Genomic DNA, 19,504 nt, shown 5'->3' on the forward strand with positions numbered 1-19,504 from the left:
AATGAAAGAATTAATAACAGAACATGGGTATCAGAAGTTTGTAAAAGAGTTTAATAATCTTTTAAAAGTAGAAAAACCTTATTGGGTGAAAGAGAAAGAAATAGCAGCTCAATTTGGTGATAGAAGTGAAAATGCAGAATATATTTCTGCAAAAGAGATGATTAGAAATATCGATAAAAGACTTAGATTTTTAGATAAGATTATTAATAATTCTACTGTAGTTGATACCACAAAAATCCCCCACAATAAAGTAAACTTTGGTTCACAAGTAAGTATTTTAGATTTGAATACTGATTCTATAAAAGAGTTTATTATTGTAGGAACTTTTGAAACTAATCCAAATGAAAATAAAATATCAAATAAGTCTCCACTTGGTAGAGTACTTCTTGGAAAACATTTAAATGAAGAGTTTGAGTTTACAATAAATAATGAAACCTATGAATATGAAGTAATAGAGATAAAAAAATATGAATATAAATGATTTAGAAAATATTATAAAAGAGAATTTAAAAGAAAAAACAAAAGAGTTTAAACGAGTTTTTCATGGAAGGGGAAACTTTTATGATAAGTTTTCTTTTCTTACACTAGATAGTATAGATAAAATATTGTTTGCTACTTTCTTTGAAAAAGTTGAAAAAGAAGTGGAAGAAGAGCTTTTAAAACTTTTAGGTTCTATTTATGAAGAATATGATTTTGAGTGTTTAGTTTTACAAAGAAGATATTTAAATGGTGGAGAAAATGAGGTTTTAAAAGGTATTTTGCCAAAAGAAACACAAGCTATTGAACATGGTTTAAAATATCAACTAAACTTTTCAAATAAAAATATAGGTTACTTTGCAGATATGAAAAAAGGAAGGGAATTTATCTCTTCAATTTGTGAAAGTAAAAATGTCTTAAATCTATTTTCATATACTTGTGCTTTTTCTGTAGCTTCTATAAATGCAGGTGCAAAGCAAGTAGTAAATGTAGATATGGCTAAAAATGCTTTAAATACTGGACGTGAGAATCATTTGATAAATGGTTTAGATTTAAAAAAAGTAAAATTTTTACCTTTTAATATTTTAAAGTCATGGAGTAAAATAAGGAAATTTGCACCCTATGATATTATAATTATAGATCCACCATCTTTTCAAAAAGGAAGTTTTGCAGCAACAAAAGATTATAGAAAAATAATAAGAAAACTTGATGAGTTAGCAAAGGAAAACTGTATTGTTTTATCTTGTTTAAATGCACCAGAATTGGATTCTGATTTTATAAAAGATTTATTTAAAGAAGAAGCTCCAAGTTTTAGATTTGTAAGGAAGATTGATAATTTGAGTACCTTTCCTACCAACAAGGAAGAAAGAAGTTTAAAAAACTTAATTTTCAGTAAGTAAATTGTATAAAATGATAATAAATAATTAAGTTTTCAAAAGTTAGAATAAAATATTATATATTGTAGTAAGGATTCATTTTGTCGAACTTAAAAATATTATTTTTAATTGGACTTATAAGTGTTAACTCATTGTTTGCTAACTCTAAACCAAAAGAATTAGAAAGTCAGCTACTTTATGGAGCAATAGCAACAAATACATATGATGGAAGAAGTTATCTAGATGATATTTTCGTGTATGGAGTTGGTACAAAATCTGATGATAATGCTTATTATGGTTTTGGCTTAAAATATGATTTGAATGATTATTACTATAATGTAGAAAACCATATTGATTTTAAAAAAGCTGCTTTTATTCATAAAATAGATTTTAATGATAAGTTTTATAATAAATTTGGATTTAGTTATTTAGATAAAAAAGTATCTATTTTAGATAATTATGAATTTGTAAAACAAATGACAAGCGGAGTATCTTTAGGATTTGGTGATACTAACACTTATAATTTTGAAGTTGGTTATATAATAAATAAATTAAATGATGCCTTTCATGCAAATACCACTACAAATACAACTTTTGCTGAAATTACTTTTAAAGAAGATTACTCTTTTGGAGCAATTGATACAACATTTTCTTTGCAAACATCAAAAGCTTATGATAAAAGAGAAAAAGACTATAGTGGAACTTTAGGTTATTATCCTATTGATGATATTAAAACTTCAATAAAATATAATAGTGTTGAATATTCTGAAGATGAATATAATTTTATAGCTGGTTTAAATTATAGATTCAAAAATTTTAGTAATTTTTATGAAGGAACTTTAAATCCTTTACTAAATGCAACTTTGAATAATACTAACAATATTCAAACTATATTTGATTATAAATATGACATTGCAAACAGAAGCTTAAAAATAAAAGATAAATTTAAACAATTAATCTCAACTGCAAAAATATTTGCAAAAAAAATCAATCCAAGTGAATTTTTAAGAAAAACTTCTGAAGATAAAGAGGATTAATCTTTTTTAATAACTTTTTTGAATGTAATTTTAATGTGACAATTATGCAATTTTAATATAATCTAAACTAAAACATTTCTTTGTTAAAATTTAACTTTTAAAATTAAATTTTAGGATTATATATGTTTAAAGTATTAGTCAACAAATTTGTAAATGGAAACTTGGTTTTACAAATTTTTATAGGTATTGTTTTGGGTGTTGTTGTTGCAACAGTTTCTAAAGATTTCGCACTTTCTTTTTCTATTTTAGGAGAGTTGTTTGTAAAATCTTTAAAAGCTATAGCCCCTATTTTAGTTTTTGTCCTTGTATCAACTGCAATTGCTACAAAAGAGGTTGGTGTTCAAACTAAAATGAAACCAATTATTACATTATATATAATGGGAACTTTTTTATCTGCTGTAATTGCAGTATTAATTAGTTTTGCATTTCCTATAGATTTAGTGTTTCTTGAAGAAACACAACAATCTTTAACTCCCCCAGATAGTATTGTTGCAGTTTTAAAAGGAGTTTTATTTAATATGGTGGATAACCCTATTAATGCGCTATTAGAAGGCAATTTTATAGGAGTATTGGTTTGGGCTATAGCACTTGGCTTTGCAATGCATAGTAGCTCTGTGGAAACTAAAAAAGTTTTTTTTGATGTTTCTGATGGTGTAACTAAAATTGTAAAATTTATTATAAGATTAGCACCTTTTGGTATTTTTGGTTTAGTTGCAAATACAGTTGCGGAAACTGGTTTTGATACTTTGTTAACTTATTCTAAATTAATAATTATTCTTGTTGGCACTATGTTATTTATTGCATTAGTTCTAAATCCTCTTATTGTTTTTTTAAAAACTAAAAAAAATCCTTATCCATTAGTTTTAATAGCATTAAAAGAGAGTGGAATCACGGCATTCTTTACTAGAAGTAGTGCTGCAAATATACCTGTAAATTTAAATCTTTGTAAAAAACTTGGTTTAGATGAAGATACATATTCTATTTCTATCCCTTTAGGTGCTACTACAAATATGGCAGGTGCTGCTGTAACTATTACTGTTTTAACTTTAGCTACTGTTAATACCTTAGGAATAAATGTAGATTTTGGTACGGCATTACTTTTATGTATTATTTCAAGTTTGGCTGCTTGTGGAACTTCTGGTGTAGCAGGGGGATCAATTCTTTTAATTCCACTTGCTTGTTCATTATTTGGAATTTCTAATGATATAGCAATGCAAGTAGTGGCAACTGGATTTATTATTGGAGTAATTCAAGATTCAATGGAAACTGCTTTAAATTCTTCTACTGATGTTGTTTTTACAGCTGCTTGTCACTAATAGAAACTAAGCTTAAGCTTAGTTTCTATTTGATCAACTTTTTAACTTCTTTAATAAAAATAAAGATAAAATCATCTTCATTTTAGTTTAAGGAAATAGAATGGTTGAAAAAAATCGTTGGCTAATGGCTTTAGCAGCAGTTGGTGTTCATATTTGTATTGGGTCTGTATATGCATGGAGTGTGTATGTAAACCCAATTCAAACACAAATGAACTGGACTTTAACAGATGTAACAATAGCATTTTCTATTGCTATTTTCTTTTTAGGTTTAAGTGCAGCACTTATGGGTAAATTTGTTGAAAAAAATGGACCTAGAGTTTCTGCAATAATTTCTGCATCTTTATTTGCATTAGGAACAGCTGGTTCTGGTTTAGCAATTTTAATGGAATCAAAAGCTTTATTATATTTCTTCTATGGAGTATTAGGTGGTTGTGGCTTAGGAATAGGTTATATTGCTCCTGTTTCAACACTTGTAAAATGGTTCCCTGATAAAAGAGGTATGGCAACTGGGCTTGCAATTATGGGCTTTGGTTTTGCTTCAGCTATTTGGGGTCCAACAATTGAAATTTTGATTGCAAAAGTAGGAATTGCTTCAACATTTTTTATTTTAGGTGCAGCATACTTTGTTGTTATGTTTTCATCAGCATTATATTTAGAAAAACCAGAAGAAGATTATTTACCTACAAAGTTTAAAAACAAGCTAAAAGAGGGTAAAAAGAAATTAAAGAAAGATTTACAAACTTTAGGACTAAGTGAAGCTATTAAAACACCAAGGTTTTATGGACTTTGGGTGATGTTATTTATTAATGTAACTTGTGGAATTGCAATTATTGGTGTTGCTTCACCTTTATTACAAGAAGTAGTAGGTATCTCTGCAATAGCAGCAGCGGCAGCAGTTGGATTAATGGGAATCTTTAATGGTGCTGGAAGAATTTTTTGGGCTTCTTTAAGTGATTATTTAACTAGACCTGTTGTATATATTATTTTCTTTTTAACACAAGCAATTGCATTTTATGTATTACCATCAATTACAGAAATTGTGATTTTCCAAGTTGTTTTATACTTTATTATGACTTGTTATGGTGGTGGTTTTGCCTCTATTCCAGCATATATTGGTGATATCTTTGGAACAAAAGAGCTTGGAGCTATTCATGGTTATATCTTAACAGCATGGGCAGTAGCAGGTTTAGTTGGTCCACTTATTATATCTATTGTAAAAGATATTACAGGAAGTTATTCTCAAACACTTTATGTATTTGCAGGCTTCTTTATTATTGCACTATTTGTATCAATTGCAATGTTAATAAATATTAAATCAATTCAAAAAAAACAAAAGCATTAATCTAAATAGGTTATAAAAAGACTCTATGATATAATCTTTTTTTATATTTATGGAGTCTTTATGCCTTACAAAATAATTATATTTGCCTTTCTAGCAGGTTCTACTGTATTTATTGGTGGATTATTATCTTACTTTTTTGAAAAAACTGTTTTAAATAGAAAAACAAAAATTGAAATAATTCATTTTTTAACAGCTTTTGCAACAGGAATAATGCTTGCAGCTGTTTCTTTTGTATTAGTTCCCAAAGGAATGCATAATTTAACTGTTAGTTTTAGTATTTTTATATTCTTACTTGGTGCTATTGTTTTTTATTTTTTAGATGATTATATACATAAAAACTCTGCTTCTATACCACAGTTTCTTTCAATGCTTTTAGATTTTATTCCTGAATCTATTGCATTAGGTGCTGTGTTTATGTATGACTATCATACAGGTGTTTTATTAGCTATTTTTATTGCATGCCAAAACCTACCTGAAGCTTTTACTTCATATATTGAATTAAGGTCTTCTGCTTTTTCAATCGCAAAAGCTTTAACTATGCTGTTTTTTCTTAGTTTTATTGGTGTAATATTTTCTTTGATAGGTTTTTATCTTTTAAAGGATAATACAGAACTTACTTCTTCTTTAATGCTTTTTGCAGCAGGTGGAATTTTATACCTTATTTTTGAAGATATAGCACCATCTATGAAGTTAAAAAATAGTAGATTTATTGCGTTTGGAGTGAATTTAGGGTTTATTGTAGGTATGTTAGGTGAAGCACTTGTTTAAAGTGCTTCATTTTATTTAAGAGAAATAAACTCTTCAGAAGGTTTTCCTATGTGGTAACCTTGACAATAGTCTATATCTAGTTCATCTAAAGTTTCAACAATCTCTTGATTTTCTACAAACTCAGCAATTGTTTGTACGTTTAATTCTTTTGCTAAAGTAACAATAGAATTAACAAAAGCTTTATCTTTTTCATCTTTGTTAATATTTATAATAAAATCACCATCAATTTTTAAATAATCAATAGGGAATTTCTTAATATAGTGGAATGATGAGAAACCAGAACCAAAGTCATCAATAGCAAATTTATAACCTTCTTGTTTTAAGTTATGTACAAACTTTTCAAGTAAAGAGAAGTTTTTAACTGTCTCTCTTTCTGTTATTTCAAATACTATTTTTTCTTTATCAATATTATATTTATTTACTAAAATATTAATTTGATTTATAAAATCATTTACAATTAGAGATTTAGGAGAAAGATTTATAAATAAAAGTCCTTCATAGTTTGTAGATTGTATTTTTTCAAAGGCTTTTTCAATAACCATTAAATCCATCTTATTGATTAAACCTCTAGCTTCTGCAATTTCTATAAACTCAAAGGCAGAGAATACTTTGTCACTATGTTTGATTCTCATAAGAAGTTCATGAATTACAAGATCATTATTATTACTTAATCCTGGTCTAATAGGTTGGAAATATGGGAATATTTCATTATTTTCAATTGCAGAAATAAGTAGTGCAGATTTTTCTTGGTTTACTTTTAAAATCTCCGATACATTATCTTTTGTTGGAAGTTTGATCGAGTTTTTACCTTCATCTTTTGCTTCATACATCATGTGATCTGCAATTATAAACATCTCTTTTTGTGAAGTTGTATGTTCAGGATAAACAGAAATACCAATAGAAATAGTAATACCAACATAAGTGTTATCTGGAGCTAAAAGTTTTTCATTCTCAATTTTTTGCGAAATTCTTTTTGCAACAGTTTGAGCACCATTTGCATCGCATTCTGGTAAGATAATAGTAAATTCATCGCCACCATATCTAGCAACAATATCTTCATCTCTTTTTTCTTCTTCTAGAATATCTGCAATTGTTTGTAAGAATTTATCTCCAAAAGCATGTCCAAAATTATCGTTTATAGGTTTGAAGTTATCACAATCAATAATCATTAAAGCAAAAGAATAATCATGTTTTTTTGCTCTTTTGATTTCATAAATCATCATATCATTAAAAACTCTTTGATTAAATAGATCAGTTAATGGATCTCTTGCTGCATAATATTCTAAATCTTGTGTATATTTATTAATAGCTTTTACTGAACCAACAAGATTTGCCATAGTTGTTAAAATAGAGTCAACAACAATATATCTAATTGGGTCAGTTGATAAAACAGATTGTAGTCCAATTCCTACAATACCACCGATTTTTGGTGCATCTAAGAATAGAGATTTAGATCTATATTCTATATCTTCTCTTTTTAGATTGTCAAGCTTTTTATTTCTATTTGCAATTATATGTTTGATATTAAAATCTGTCATACCTTTAAAGTATTCAGAATTCTTAATCATATTATTTGTATATTCTTCAAATACAATTTTTACTTCTTCTTTAGGAACTCCTAGCCAAAAAATATCAACTTCAAATTGGTCATCATCTACTCTAAACATAGTCATTAAAGTATATGTTTCCATAATTTTGTTGATTTCTAAAAGTAAATCACTAATGTATTCTCTCCAGTCTTTTACTACATCTGAAGTAATAATAAATTTGTCAAGAAGTTTAATCTCAAACTCTAATAACTCTTTATCTACAGCTACATTTTTAAGCTTTTCAGCCATATTATCTACATTTTTAATAATCTCATTGAACTCTTTAAAATAAAGGTCAATATTTTTAGAGTCAAATTGTTTAAAATCATCTACTGAGTTTATTCCTTCTACTTTTTCTTTAAAAAGGTCAAGGTTTTTAGTTATTTTTTTGCTTGTATATCTTGATGAAATAAATGCAGAAATAAAGAATATAGGTATGATAATTAAAAAGAAAATGGTAAATTGAAATTTTGATTCAGCAAAGATTGTATTTAAATCTTGTTTTACTTCAACTGCTCCTAAAACATCTCCTACTTTTGCATTTGCATGACACATTAAACACTCATTAGAAGCTTTTAAAGGAATTATATTTCTAGTAACATTATCTTCAAAAGATTTGTACTCTTTAATATCTCCTTTTAAGATATTAACTAAAGTATTATCTTTTGGTTTTTCTTTAATATCTCCAAAAAGCTCTTTAACAATATCAGCTCTATAAATATTAATTTCATAATTAGTACCTTCAAAGTTTTTTTCTAATGATTCTGTAAACATCTTTAAATCTTCTCTACTCCAACCTTTTCTCATAATTTGATACATAGATGAAAAGATTTGATTAGATATTGTAGTAGAATGCTCGATTGACTCTTTTTTTGTTAATGAGGTATGCAAATATGTACTAAAAAAGAAGCATATTAGAAAAATGATTGATACTAAAATAATTTTACTAGAGAAAATATAATTTTTAAATGTTTTTGTGTTCATAAAGAGCCTTATAAATGGATTTAATAATATTTTTTAAAATTATAAAATACCGAAATCCCCATTATATAAAGCTTAGCTCTAGTTGAAATTAATTATATACTTAGACTACTTTATATGTTTCTTACATCAATAAAACTACCACTTTCAAACTCATTTTTCGTTTTTAAAACTTCAAATAATCTTTTTGCTGCAGCTTCAGGCTTTTGAATTTCTCCATTTTTTAGTTTTTTTGCTGAAGTAAATATTTCATCATCAATATCGAATCTAATATAATCAGTCATTGGTGTTTCAATAACTCCAGGAGCTATAGCAAGTAGTTTTGTATCTAACATCTCTTTGGCATAAAGATTTAATAACATATTTAAAGATGATTTTGATAAAGAGTATGAACCCCAACCTTTAGAACCATTTTTAGAAGCACCTGATGAAATACCAACTACAGTATTTGTTTTTAATGTTGCTAAAATATCAAGTAACTCTTTATTTGCAAAAACATTTAAGTTTAGTACTTCTTGTATCTCTTTTGTTTCAAGCTTTGTTATCTCTTTGATTTCTCCTAGCATTCCTGCATTCAAAAAAACAGTATCTATTTCTTTTATATTTGTTATAAATGTACTTAATTCAATTTTGATAGATTCTATTTTTGATAAGTCAAACTCTTTAAAAAAAAAGTTTTTATGTTCTATTTTAGGTTTTCTTCTACTTATCCCAAATACTTTATATCCTTTTTCTAAGTATAGTTTTGTAAGTGCTAAACCAAGTCCCGAACTACAACCAGTTATTAAGATGTTTTTGTTCATTATTTTAACTCCCATTTATATTGTTTATCATTTTTTACTTTTGAAAAATATAGTTTTCCAGCATTTCTCCAAGCATCTAAAACAATACTATTTCTAAAAGAGATATCTTTTCTTGTAAGGATTAATGCTGTGTGTTCAAAATAGTTATTCCGATTTGAAACAATTTTTTTAAATTTAAAACTTTTAAAGTCTTTATAGTTTATATATTTTAATAAATCATTTGCATAATGATAACACAAACCCTTTTCCTTTAGGTTAAGATTTATTAATGTGTTATGAATTAATGGATGTGTATTTACTCCATAACTTTCTGCAAGAAAAGAAGAGTAAAGAATAATACTTTTAGAAAACTCTTCAGCCTCTTGTTTGTCAATATATGAAGATGAATTAACTATAAGATTTGTTAGTTTTTTTGAGTTATCTTTAATTTCATTTTTTATTAAAGCATTTTTGTTTGAACAAGCTGCAAAAAATAAAACAATAGATAAATAAAATATAAAATTTTTCATTTGCTTATTATAATTTTATTATATTAAACCGACTTTACAAATGGTGTTTCTTTGGCTATAATCGTCCCAAAACTAATAAAATATGGAGAAAGAGGATAAAATCTTCTTATACAGAGTGCGTCATTTAAAAATAAGTCAAGATATAAAAAATTTAAATTTTTCAAAAATCGAAGAAAATCTATTCTATTATAAATATGATCTAAGAAATATAAAGCCACTTTTAAAATCAAATGAACAAGATGTTTCAATCGAAAATTTGGCAACCTTTAATAGTTTTAAAGGTGAGGTATATGAAAATATTATTTATGAGCTACTTTTAGAGTATGCTTCTAATAATAAGTTTATTAAACAGTTTATTTTAAAAGGTCCACATCAAAATAGAATTGATGGTGAGTATAAAACAGGACTTATGATTGATAGAAGTCTTCAGATTGTTTATAAATCAAACTATAAAGATATTTCAGAGTTTGATGCACTATTTTTCACAGATGATGCTTTATATTTTGTTGAAATGAGTACTTCCAAAAAGACTGTAAGTTTAAATAAAAGACTTGATAAAAAATATGCATTATTAAAATTGCTTTTTCCAAATCTACATATTAGAGCTTTAATTATTCTAACAGAAGGAACGGTAGGTTTAAAAAGATTTCCTGCTTATTGTACTATTTGGATTACTAAAGATTTAGAAGATATTGATTTTCTTAAAAAGATAGTATTCAATAGAAAGAAAAAAGGCTTTAAGACTAAATTTACAGATGAAAAATTTATAGAAGCTTATACAATTAGACACAAAAGGTTTATATATTTCCAAACATTAGAGTGGATATTAAAAAAATCAAGACAAAATAGTGAATGTTTAGTTGATTTAAACTTTTTAAAATCCAAAAGACTTATAAACTTTTTTGATATATATACAAAACTTTATGTAGGGTTTTTAAATATAGATGATTTTAAAAAATTAGTTCCAAGTTATGATGGTGAGATTTTAAATATCTTTGTGACAATTGAAAAAATAAACAGTAGTGATTTTGATATCGTTTATTATGTAAAAAATAAAAATGGTAAATTAAGGCGTGTTAGAGTTACAAAAAAAGAACCATCTATAAAAGAGAAAGAATTAGATGGTTTCACAAATGCAGAAGTTAGGTTCATGAAATATCTTATTGAAGATAAATATTATTTAAGTTTTGATGATATAAAAACTCTAAGACCCCAACTAAAAACTGGACTCAAACAGTAGTTTTGATTGTATTTTGTCATAGTTATATATATCATCTCTAAATTGTAATTTATTGTTTTCTACCCATGCAGTTAAGTAAACTATATGAATAGGAATTTTTTTGTTTAACTTATAATCACTCTCTTCAAATTTTTTGATAACTTCTATATTCTCTTTATTTAATGTAATAATATTTTCAAATAGTTCAAAGGGTTTTTCCAACCTTATACAACCATGTGAGAAAGCTTTTTTATTCATTCTAAAATATTGTTTTTCAGGTGTATCATGAAGATAAACAGAATATTGGTTTGGAAATAAAAACTTAACCTTTCCAAGAGGATTTGATCCACCTGGAGTTTGTATAAATCTCATTGGAGCTTCTTTGGGAGTACCTATTAAATCATTATTTAAATACATACTCCAGTCTACATTACTAACATCAAACTCTAAAGACTTAACATCCCAGTTTTCAAAAACTTTTATACTCTCTTTTGAAAGATAATCAGCATCCTTTGCAAGTTTAGGAATAATCTCTTTTTTTACAATAGTTTGAGGAATTTTCCAATAAGGGTTAAGTATGATTTCTGACATTTTATGACTAAAAATAGGTGTTGGAAACTTTTTCTTACCTACTATAACATTCATTTTCAAGTTAAGCTTTTCTTGTTCAAAATATTTTAATTTATAAGCTGGAATATTTATTAAAATATATTTTTCTCCAAGATTTCGTGGAAGCCATCTCATTCTTTCTAGATTTACTCTTAATTGTTTTACTTTTTCTTTAATAGGTGTATTTAGTTTATCTATAGTATTTTTTCCTATTATTCCATCTGTTATAAGTCCATATCTTTTTTGGAAATTTATTACTGCTTTAAAAAGCTTATCATCAAAATAGTATTGACAATTTTTAACTATTTTAGAACATTCTTTAGAGTCTATATCTTTACTTTGATATAGTCTTTTTCGTATATAATCAATATGAGGATAGAAGTTTCCTTTTTTTAAAGGTCTTGTAATTTGAGGAATCTTTGTATATCCACCATTATTTTCAATTTTTTCTAATCTAATTATCTCTTTTTCAAGATCTTGAGCATATGGGAAAGTATAGTTTACTTGATGTATTGCATAATTTATATCATTTTTTTCCATTGAGTCTTTGAGCAATTTAATATGGTTTTTTCTCACTTCATATTTTGACCATTTTGCTTTTATTTCATTTTCTTCTTCAAGTTTTTGCAGTTCTTCTACAAATTTTTTCCAATTTATAAATCCTTTTGCTAAATAGTTCATATATTGTTCATATGTTTTTGTTAGAAGAATATCAAGTTGAATTCTTGTCTCTTGATTTAGATAGTCTCTATGTTCTAATAAGTTTTCGATTTTCTTTAAATTAAATAATTTATCTAGAAATGGTTTAAGTATTTTGTCTTTTTTAATCTCTTTTATTAAATTAAAAGCAATATCTTTAACTTGATTATTCTGATCAATCCAGATAGTTTCTTTATTAAAAGCATAATAGTATTTTCTGATTTTTTCATCAGTGCTTTGAATTGTTAATTCATCTGAAAAAATAGAAGAGTTAAATATAAAAGTATTAATAATAAAAGCGAATAAGTAAAATCTCATATTTAATAACCAATTTAGTTTTTTTCATTATAGGTTATTTTAACTAAATATATTAATAAAAGTAAAAAAATAAAAATTAGTATAAAAACTTAATGATACATTCTGTTATATTTAAACTAATTTTAAGAAATGGAATAATACAATTTAATATTATAAGGAGCTTATTATGGAAGCTGTAGATTTAAAAACTAAAGCATTAGATACTTATTCTAATAATTTTTCTAATCAGAAACAAGGTGGAAAAAGTCTTAGCAATGCTAATCCTTCAGAAGAACAAAAAAATAGTTCTATACATAATTCAGCTGTAAATGTTTCAATTTCAATGGAGAGTATGAAAGTATTTTTAAATATCAAAAGTGTTGAGCTTTCTCAAGCTAATACAAATGCACAAAATGCATTAATGAATATAATAAATAATACTGAAATCTATGACTTTCTTTCTGGAAAAGAAATAGATGGAGGTTTTAGTCTTGCTTCAATTGGTTATGAGGGTAAACCTATTACTGAATTATCACCAGATGAAGCAAAAGAATTAGTTGCTGATGAAGGTTTTTTTGGAATAAATAAAACTTCTCAAAGAGTTAGTTCTTTTGTAATTGATCTTGCTGGAAATGATGTAGAAGCATTAAAAGAAGCTAGAAAAGGTATTGTTCAAGGTTTTGAAGAGGCGGAAAAAATGTGGGGAGGAAAACTTCCTGATATCTCTTATGAAACACAAGAAAAAACATTAGATATGATTGATAAGAAAATAGAAGAACTTCTTAAAACTGATACTCAAAAAGAGTTAGAAGAGGGTGATACTTCTAAAAAAGAAGAAGATCAATAGGTTTTGTACCTAGGATCTTTTCTTCTTTCTGCCCATTGTATTTGATACTCAACCATCTTATTAAAAGGTTTAGTCATATTTTCTAAATCTTTGTAAGATATATTTTCTAAACCATATTTATTTAATAAATTTATAATATATTGAGTAGATTCAATAGTAGATAAACAATATTCACTTGGTTGTTTTTTTATTTTAAACTCTGATATCTTTTTTACATCAAAACTTAACATTTTTAGATTTTGTAAGTTTTTACTCTCTTTAATCATTTTTTTAGAACAAGCCCACGTTGAATCAATTATAAAAATAACTATATTCTTGTTTGAAGTGATTTTTTCTTTACTTAGATTTAGGCTTTTTTTACTAGGATATAATAAGTAGCAGTCATTATTTTTATTTTCAAGTATTTTATTTATTTTTGTATGATTTGTAAAATCAATACCAATAAATAACTCTGAATTACATAAAGAATTTTTTGTAAATTGACCTGTTCCATTTTTTGTTTTTCTAAACTCTTTCGGATGCATAAGAATTATAAACTTAGTTTTTGTTTGTAATTTATTTATATATTTACACATGCAAGAACTTTTGGGTCTGTAGCAAGAATAACAAAATTCTCTTTGCTTAATAATTGTTTTTGCTTTATTCATTTTGTAATTTTACATAAATTTTACTAAGTTTAGAGTTTTGAATTATTAAAACTTAGATAAAAATATTAAAAACTTGATTTATTAAGTAAAGATTTAATAGTAATGAAATCACTTATTTCTAGGATGTTTTACATCTATTAATTTCTTTTTAAATAAAATAATTTATAATTCGTTAAAAAAAGGATATTTATTGGCTTTACTTGATAATTCTAAAGATGTTTTACCTTTAAGTAGTATTGCTGAGTTATTAACTGCAAAAGTTAGAACACTTAAAATGTATGAAGATAAAGGTTTATTACCTGTTAAAAAAACTCAAAAAAAATTATATTCAATTAGTGATATAAAAATTATTGCATTTGTTCATTATTTAGCAAGTGTTAAAAAAATAAATGCAAATGGTATTAAATATATTACTGAAATGTTGGAAAATAACATGGATGAGAAAAATAGATCTGATTTCTTAGAATTAATAGAGCAAAGGTTAGAAAAACTTTCAGGAGTTGATATAACAGATGTAGAAGTTATATAACTTCTACTTTTGATGACCCTTTAAATCTTTTCTATCAATAAGTTCAAATATATTATTTTTTTCAAGATTAAAAGCTTTTCCAAAACCTAAAATAGCTTCACCTTTTATAACTTCAAATTCAAAAAAGCTAAAATCTTTCATATTTTTTAACATTGAAACTGTTTCTCCATGTTTGCTTTCAAATAAAGAGATTAGTTCTTTAAACTCTTCTGTATCACGAGCTTGTTTTTTTGTTGTACATTGATAAACAACTCTTTTTCTTGCAAAAATATTTTCACACTCTTGTTCATCTTCAATAAAAAAAATAGAGCTATTTTTATTTTTTGTTAGATTATGTGAGTGCTTAGCCATAGAGCTAAGATATACATAAAACTTATTGTCTTTTCGCACAAATGGAGCATAACTTGTAAAAGGTAAGTTATGCTCATCTAATGAAGAAATTACTAAACTCTGGAAGTTCTCTAGAAACTTTTTTATGCTCCTTTCGATGCTCTTTCCTTTCTTTTTGCTTTCATTTTATTTAGTGCAAGTCTTCTCATATCTGCTGTTGTATCAAGCTCATCCATGATTTCTAAACCAAGAAGTGTTTCGATACAATCTTCTAAGGTAATAATACCTTCTGTTTGATCATAATTATCAAGAACAATAAACATATGTTCTTTTTTCTGAATAAACTTACTAAGTGCTTTTCCTACAGGAATATTCTCATTTAATGCAAAAACTGGTTTCATTATAGATTCCATTGTTGCATTTTTATCTCTAATTGCTTGTTTAAAAAGCTTTTTAGTAAGAACTACTCCTACAATGTTGTCAATTGTTTCATCGTATATTGGAACTCTTGAAAATTTGTAAGTTCTTTTGTCCTCTAATATATCTTTTATAATAGAGTCCTTATTGATTGCATACATAACTGATCTTGGTGTTAAAATATCTTTGATTTTAATATCATTTAATGATAGAGTATTTTCTATGATATCTGATTCTAAATCTCCAATAACACCTTCTTCTTCACTTAATAAAGTCGTGTGAATTAACTCTTCTCTTGATATTGAATCACTACTATCTTTTCCTTTTATCTTTTTAGTAACAAACTGAGTTGCTTTGATTATAGGAAAAGTTAATATTACAAAAAACTTAATAAATCTTGTTGCAAGGGGAGCTAATTGTTTCCAATAAACTGCACCAATTGTTTTAGGAATAATCTCTGCAAAAAATAAAATGGCAAAAGTAAGAAGGATAGAAACTATCATCACTAATGTTTTATCACCACTAAATACATTTTGTGCTTGTACACCAATAGCAGTTGCACCTAAAGTATTTGCAATAGTATTAAGAATTAAGATTGAAGCGATTGAACTATCTATATCTGTCTTTAGATTTTTAAGAAGTTTACCTGTTTCAGGATTTTTTTCTTCTAAAACTGAAATATAAGAAAAGTTAGTTGAAAGAATCACAGACTCTAAAACTGAACATAAAAAAGAAACGCCAATTACGGCTATAAAGAGGATTATTAAAAGTTCCATTTTGAACCTTTAAAATGTAGTAAGCTACGCCTCTGGGAACTATCTTCCAATAATTACTCCTTTGTTTGATTAAAATTAACAACATATAATACCAAATTTTATCTTTAAAGTATTCTTTTTTGACAAAAATTTAAAAATTTAAGTATAATTAAATATAAGCAATGAGGAGGTAGTCATGGAATATGGATTAATCCCGAAAATTGATCAAGCTGCTGAGAATAATCAAATTCTAATTCAGCAAGTTCAACCCTCTAATGAAATTGCAAAACTTAAAGAGGGTCACGAACCTAAAGAGGTTATTCTCGAAAAGCTTTCAAAAGTTAAAGAGAATGAAGAAGTATCTTCTATAAAAGAAGAAGTTAATGCTACACCTTATCAAGAAGTAGTGCTTACAAATTTGAATTTTGGTTTTAATAATAAATCAAAAGATTTTTATGTAAAAGCTATAAGAGGTGAGGCTGAAAATCAGTATCCTACTGATGAAATGATGAGATTAAAAGCCTATTTAATCTCACAAGCAAAAGAAGAAACAGCATAAGAAGCTGTATAAGCTTCAAGCTGTTTATTTTAAGAGTTTATCTCTTTATCTAAATAATATCCTGTGTATGATTTTGTTTTTTTATGGTTTGCTGCTAACTCTTCAGGCGTACCTTCAGCAACAATTTCTCCACCTTTACTTCCACCTTCAGGACCCATATCAATAATCCAATCAGAGTTTTTGATAATATCTAAGTTATGTTCAATAACTAATACAGAGTTTCCTACTTCAACTAAATGGTGTAATACTTTTGTAAGTCTATCAACATCAGCAAAGTGTAAACCTGTAGTTGGCTCATCTAGTACATAAAGAGTATTTCCTGTATCTTTTTTACTTAACTCTTTTGATAACTTAATTCTTTGAGCTTCCCCTCCTGAAAGAGTAACTGCATTTTGTCCTAAAGTAATATATCCAAGTCCCACATCTGAAAGTGTTTGTAATTTTGCTTTAATTTTAGGCACTTTTACAAAGAATTCTAAAGCTTCATCAACACTCATATTAAGTACATCTGAAATATTTTTCCCTTTGTAAAGGATTTCTAAAGTTTGAGCATTATATCTTCTACCTTGACAGTCATCACATTTAACCATTATATCTGGTAAGAAGTGCATTTCTATTTTAATTTCACCTTCACCTTGACATTTCTCACATCTTCCACCTTTTACGTTAAATGAGAATCTACCAATTTTATAACCTCTAAGGCTTGCTTCTTTAGTTTTAGAAAATAGTGTTCTAATTTCATCCATTAAACCTGTATATGTTGCAGGATTAGATCTTGGAGTTCTTCCAATAGGACTTTGGTCAAGATAAATTACTTTATCAAGTTTTTCTAAGCCTTCAATTTCTACTCCATCTACTTTTTTAACTTTTTTTGCATGGTTTAATAACTCTTTTGCCACAGGAAGTAGAGTTTGTAAAATAAGTGAAGATTTACCAGAACCTGAAACCCCTGTAATTGATACAAGGTTTTTAAGTGGTAATTCTACATCTAGATTTTTAATATTATTGATATTTACATTCTTGATTTTTATAAAATCTTCTTGAGGTCTATTATGTAGATAATCAATTTTCTTTTTACCACTTACATATTGAGCAGTTAAAGTTTTAGCTTTATTCATTTGTTTTAATGTTCCAGCAAAAACAATTTCACCACCAAATTTACCTGCGTTTGGACCAATATCTACAATAAAATCTGCTGCTTCAATAGTCTCTTTATCATGTTCTACAACAATAACAGTATTACCTTTTTCTTGTAAAGCTTTAAGTGTTTTAATAAGTTTATTTGTATCTCTTTCGTGTAGTCCAATAGATGGTTCATCAAGTACATACATAACTCCTGTAAGACCTGAACCAATTTGTGAGGCAACTCTAATTCTTTGAGCTTCTCCTCCTGAAATTGTTCTTGCATCTCGTCCAAGAGTAATATATCCTAATCCCACATCATGTAAAAAGAAAATTCTTTCACGTATTTCTTTTAAAATAGGGGCTGAAATCATCTTTTCTTGGTCACTAAAATATTCAAAATTTTTGTCATCTTGGAAAAATTTATGTGCTTCTTCAATAGGTTTATTTATAACATCTGAAATTGTTTTATTTGCAACATATACACTTTGAGATGAAGGTTTAAGTCTATTTCCTCCACAATCAGAGCAAATCTTTTCTGTCATAAACTCAGCCATTTCTTTTTCATCTTTAATCATGTCATAGGCAATTTTTACAATACCTTCCCATTTTCTTGTTAGACTATGTCTTTTCCATGTAAATTTTGCTTCTTCAACTCCACCATGTAAAATTGATTTTTGTTGATGTTCAGGTAATTCTTTAAATGGAATTGTAATATCAATGCCAGCACCTTCACAATAGGCCATAAGCATTTTAAAATAGTAACCTTTATTAAAACCATAAATAATTTTAATAGCCCCATCCTCTACAGGTAGTTCCTCATTTATTACTTTTTTCATATCTAAAGCATATCTAATACCAAGGCCATCACAAGAAGAACAAGCTCCTTTAGGTGAGTTAAATGAAAATGATAAAGGTTCAAGTGGTTCAAAAGATATTTTACAATCAAAACAAGCCATATGTTCAGAGTAGTGGATATGCTTATCAACTCCTACTTCTTCATGGTTCATTACTTCAACTTCAAGTTCTCCAAAAGACTCTTTTAAACCTTTTTCAACATCTTGTGCAATTCTATCTTTGTTTTCATCTTTTACTACAACTCTATCAATTACAACTTTGATTGTATGCATTTTATTTTTTTCTAGCTCAATATCTTCATCAAGTCTAGCCATAACACCATCAATCATAGCTCTTACATAACCTTTACCTCTTAAAGATTCTAGTAAGTCTGCAAAAGTACCTTTTTTTCTGTTAATTAGTGGAGCTAAAATAACAATTTTTGAGTTGTCAGGTAGTTTTAGTACTTGTTCTATTACATCAGTTGCAGACATTTTTGAAATAGGCTCTCCACATTTATGACAGTGTTGTTTTCCAACTCTTGCATATAAAAGTCTAAAGTAATCATATACTTCAGTAATAGTTCCAACAGTAGACCTTGGATTTTTAGATGTAGTCTTTTGATCAATAGCAATTGCAGGTGTTAGTCCTTCAATTCTTTCAACATCTGGTTTTCCCACTTTATCTAAGAATTGTCTTGCATAAGCACTTAAAGATTCTATATATCTTCTTTGTCCTTCTGCATATAAAGTATCAAAAGCTAAAGTAGACTTACCAGAACCAGAAAGCCCTGTAAAAACTACAAGTTTATTTTTCGGAATCTCTAAATTTATATTTTTTAAGTTATTTTCTTTGGCATTAAATATTTTGATTGTATCTTGCATAGTATTCCAATATTCATTAAATTTTAAATGGGCATTATACCAGATAAAGATGAAAC

General features: G+C 26.7%; 18 protein-coding genes. 10 read left to right on the plus strand and 8 right to left on the minus strand.

Features of this window, described 5'->3' with window-relative positions; translation table 11 throughout:
* Position 1 precedes the first annotated feature (1 nt).
* The 6 genes from greA (at position 2) to CRV01_RS10800 (ending at position 5,815) form a co-directional block, all read left to right on the plus strand.
* Positions 2 to 481, plus strand: coding sequence for a transcription elongation factor GreA (gene greA, locus CRV01_RS10775; RefSeq protein ID WP_129008214.1), 480 nt, complete (start codon positions 2 to 4; stop codon positions 479 to 481).
* Complete coding sequence (locus tag CRV01_RS10780) at positions 468 to 1,376, plus strand: class I SAM-dependent methyltransferase (RefSeq protein WP_129008215.1); 909 nt, start codon at positions 468 to 470, stop codon at positions 1,374 to 1,376. The genes greA and CRV01_RS10780 overlap by 14 nt, the downstream gene beginning before the upstream one ends.
* A gap of 77 nt (positions 1,377 to 1,453) precedes the next feature.
* Positions 1,454 to 2,389, plus strand: coding sequence for a hypothetical protein (locus tag CRV01_RS10785; protein ID WP_129008216.1), 936 nt, complete (start codon positions 1,454 to 1,456; stop codon positions 2,387 to 2,389).
* 122 nt (positions 2,390 to 2,511) lie between these two features.
* Entirely contained in the window at positions 2,512 to 3,705 is a 1,194-nt protein-coding gene (sstT, locus tag CRV01_RS10790; protein WP_129008217.1) for a serine/threonine transporter SstT, read from the plus strand.
* Positions 3,706 to 3,805: 100 nt separating this feature from the next.
* A complete protein-coding gene (locus CRV01_RS10795; RefSeq protein ID WP_129008218.1) occupies positions 3,806 to 5,047 on the plus strand; it encodes an OFA family MFS transporter in 1,242 nt (413 codons plus the stop codon).
* A gap of 60 nt (positions 5,048 to 5,107) precedes the next feature.
* Positions 5,108 to 5,815: a ZIP family metal transporter gene (locus CRV01_RS10800; RefSeq protein ID WP_129008219.1), complete on the plus strand. Its 708-nt coding sequence runs from the start codon at positions 5,108 to 5,110 to the stop codon at positions 5,813 to 5,815.
* An 11-nt stretch (positions 5,816 to 5,826) separates the two neighbouring features.
* On the opposite strand, the gene CRV01_RS10805 is transcribed toward CRV01_RS10800, so the two are convergent.
* From CRV01_RS10805 to CRV01_RS10815, 3 genes are all read right to left on the minus strand, one after another.
* Positions 5,827 to 8,388 (minus strand): bifunctional diguanylate cyclase/phosphodiesterase, encoded by a 2,562-nt coding sequence (locus CRV01_RS10805; RefSeq protein ID WP_129008220.1) that lies wholly within the window; start codon positions 8,386 to 8,388, stop codon positions 5,827 to 5,829.
* A gap of 110 nt (positions 8,389 to 8,498) precedes the next feature.
* Complete coding sequence (locus CRV01_RS10810; RefSeq protein ID WP_129008221.1) at positions 8,499 to 9,188, minus strand: SDR family NAD(P)-dependent oxidoreductase; 690 nt, start codon at positions 9,186 to 9,188, stop codon at positions 8,499 to 8,501.
* A complete protein-coding gene (locus CRV01_RS10815; protein ID WP_129008222.1) occupies positions 9,188 to 9,697 on the minus strand; it encodes a hypothetical protein in 510 nt (169 codons plus the stop codon). Before CRV01_RS10815 ends, CRV01_RS10810 begins: the two co-directional genes overlap by 1 nt.
* An 82-nt stretch (positions 9,698 to 9,779) precedes the next feature.
* Here CRV01_RS10815 and CRV01_RS10820 point away from each other — a divergent pair, with 82 nt between their 5' ends.
* The gene (locus tag CRV01_RS10820; protein WP_129008223.1) at positions 9,780 to 10,937 is read left to right on the plus strand and encodes a hypothetical protein; all 1,158 of its coding nucleotides are present in this window, start codon (positions 9,780 to 9,782) and stop codon (positions 10,935 to 10,937) included.
* Here CRV01_RS10820 and CRV01_RS10825 read toward each other — a convergent pair.
* Positions 10,914 to 12,542 carry a murein L,D-transpeptidase gene (locus CRV01_RS10825; RefSeq protein ID WP_129008224.1) on the minus strand — a complete coding sequence of 543 codons (1,629 nt, stop codon included), beginning with the start codon at positions 12,540 to 12,542 and terminating at the stop codon, positions 10,914 to 10,916. The genes CRV01_RS10820 and CRV01_RS10825 overlap by 24 nt on opposite strands.
* A 166-nt stretch (positions 12,543 to 12,708) precedes the next feature.
* Between CRV01_RS10825 and CRV01_RS10830 the strand changes: the two genes are divergently transcribed.
* Positions 12,709 to 13,368 carry a hydrogenase-4 component G gene (locus CRV01_RS10830; protein WP_129008225.1) on the plus strand — a complete coding sequence of 220 codons (660 nt, stop codon included), beginning with the start codon at positions 12,709 to 12,711 and terminating at the stop codon, positions 13,366 to 13,368.
* Here CRV01_RS10830 and CRV01_RS10835 read toward each other — a convergent pair.
* Positions 13,362 to 14,015 (minus strand): tRNA-uridine aminocarboxypropyltransferase, encoded by a 654-nt coding sequence (locus CRV01_RS10835; RefSeq protein WP_129008226.1) that lies wholly within the window; start codon positions 14,013 to 14,015, stop codon positions 13,362 to 13,364. The two genes, CRV01_RS10830 and CRV01_RS10835, sit on opposite strands and share 7 nt — an antisense overlap.
* A gap of 190 nt (positions 14,016 to 14,205) precedes the next feature.
* Here CRV01_RS10835 and CRV01_RS10840 point away from each other — a divergent pair, with 190 nt between their 5' ends.
* The gene (locus CRV01_RS10840) at positions 14,206 to 14,544 is read left to right on the plus strand and encodes a MerR family transcriptional regulator (RefSeq protein WP_129008227.1); all 339 of its coding nucleotides are present in this window, start codon (positions 14,206 to 14,208) and stop codon (positions 14,542 to 14,544) included.
* A 3-nt stretch (positions 14,545 to 14,547) separates the two neighbouring features.
* Here CRV01_RS10840 and CRV01_RS10845 read toward each other — a convergent pair whose 3' ends face one another.
* Together CRV01_RS10845 and CRV01_RS10850 are read right to left on the minus strand one after the other, a co-directional pair.
* Positions 14,548 to 15,033, minus strand: coding sequence for a HugZ family protein (locus tag CRV01_RS10845; protein ID WP_129008228.1), 486 nt, complete (start codon positions 15,031 to 15,033; stop codon positions 14,548 to 14,550).
* On the minus strand, positions 15,018 to 16,067 hold the full coding sequence (locus tag CRV01_RS10850; RefSeq protein WP_129008229.1) for a hemolysin family protein: 1,050 nt from the start codon (positions 16,065 to 16,067) through the stop codon (positions 15,018 to 15,020). The genes CRV01_RS10845 and CRV01_RS10850 overlap by 16 nt, the downstream gene beginning before the upstream one ends.
* A gap of 175 nt (positions 16,068 to 16,242) precedes the next feature.
* Between CRV01_RS10850 and CRV01_RS10855 the strand changes: the two genes are divergently transcribed.
* Positions 16,243 to 16,605, plus strand: a complete 363-nt coding sequence (locus tag CRV01_RS10855; protein ID WP_129008230.1) for a hypothetical protein — start codon at positions 16,243 to 16,245, stop codon at positions 16,603 to 16,605.
* Between the two features lie 29 nt (positions 16,606 to 16,634).
* Here the strand turns inward: CRV01_RS10855 and uvrA are convergent, their stop codons facing one another.
* Positions 16,635 to 19,448, minus strand: a complete 2,814-nt coding sequence (gene uvrA / locus CRV01_RS10860) for an excinuclease ABC subunit UvrA (RefSeq protein WP_129008231.1) — start codon at positions 19,446 to 19,448, stop codon at positions 16,635 to 16,637.
* Between the last annotated feature and the right edge of the window lie 56 nt (positions 19,449 to 19,504).

It is taken from the genome of Arcobacter sp. CECT 8983 (assembly GCF_004118855.1).
Classification (GTDB): Bacteria; Campylobacterota; Campylobacteria; order Campylobacterales; family Arcobacteraceae; genus Halarcobacter.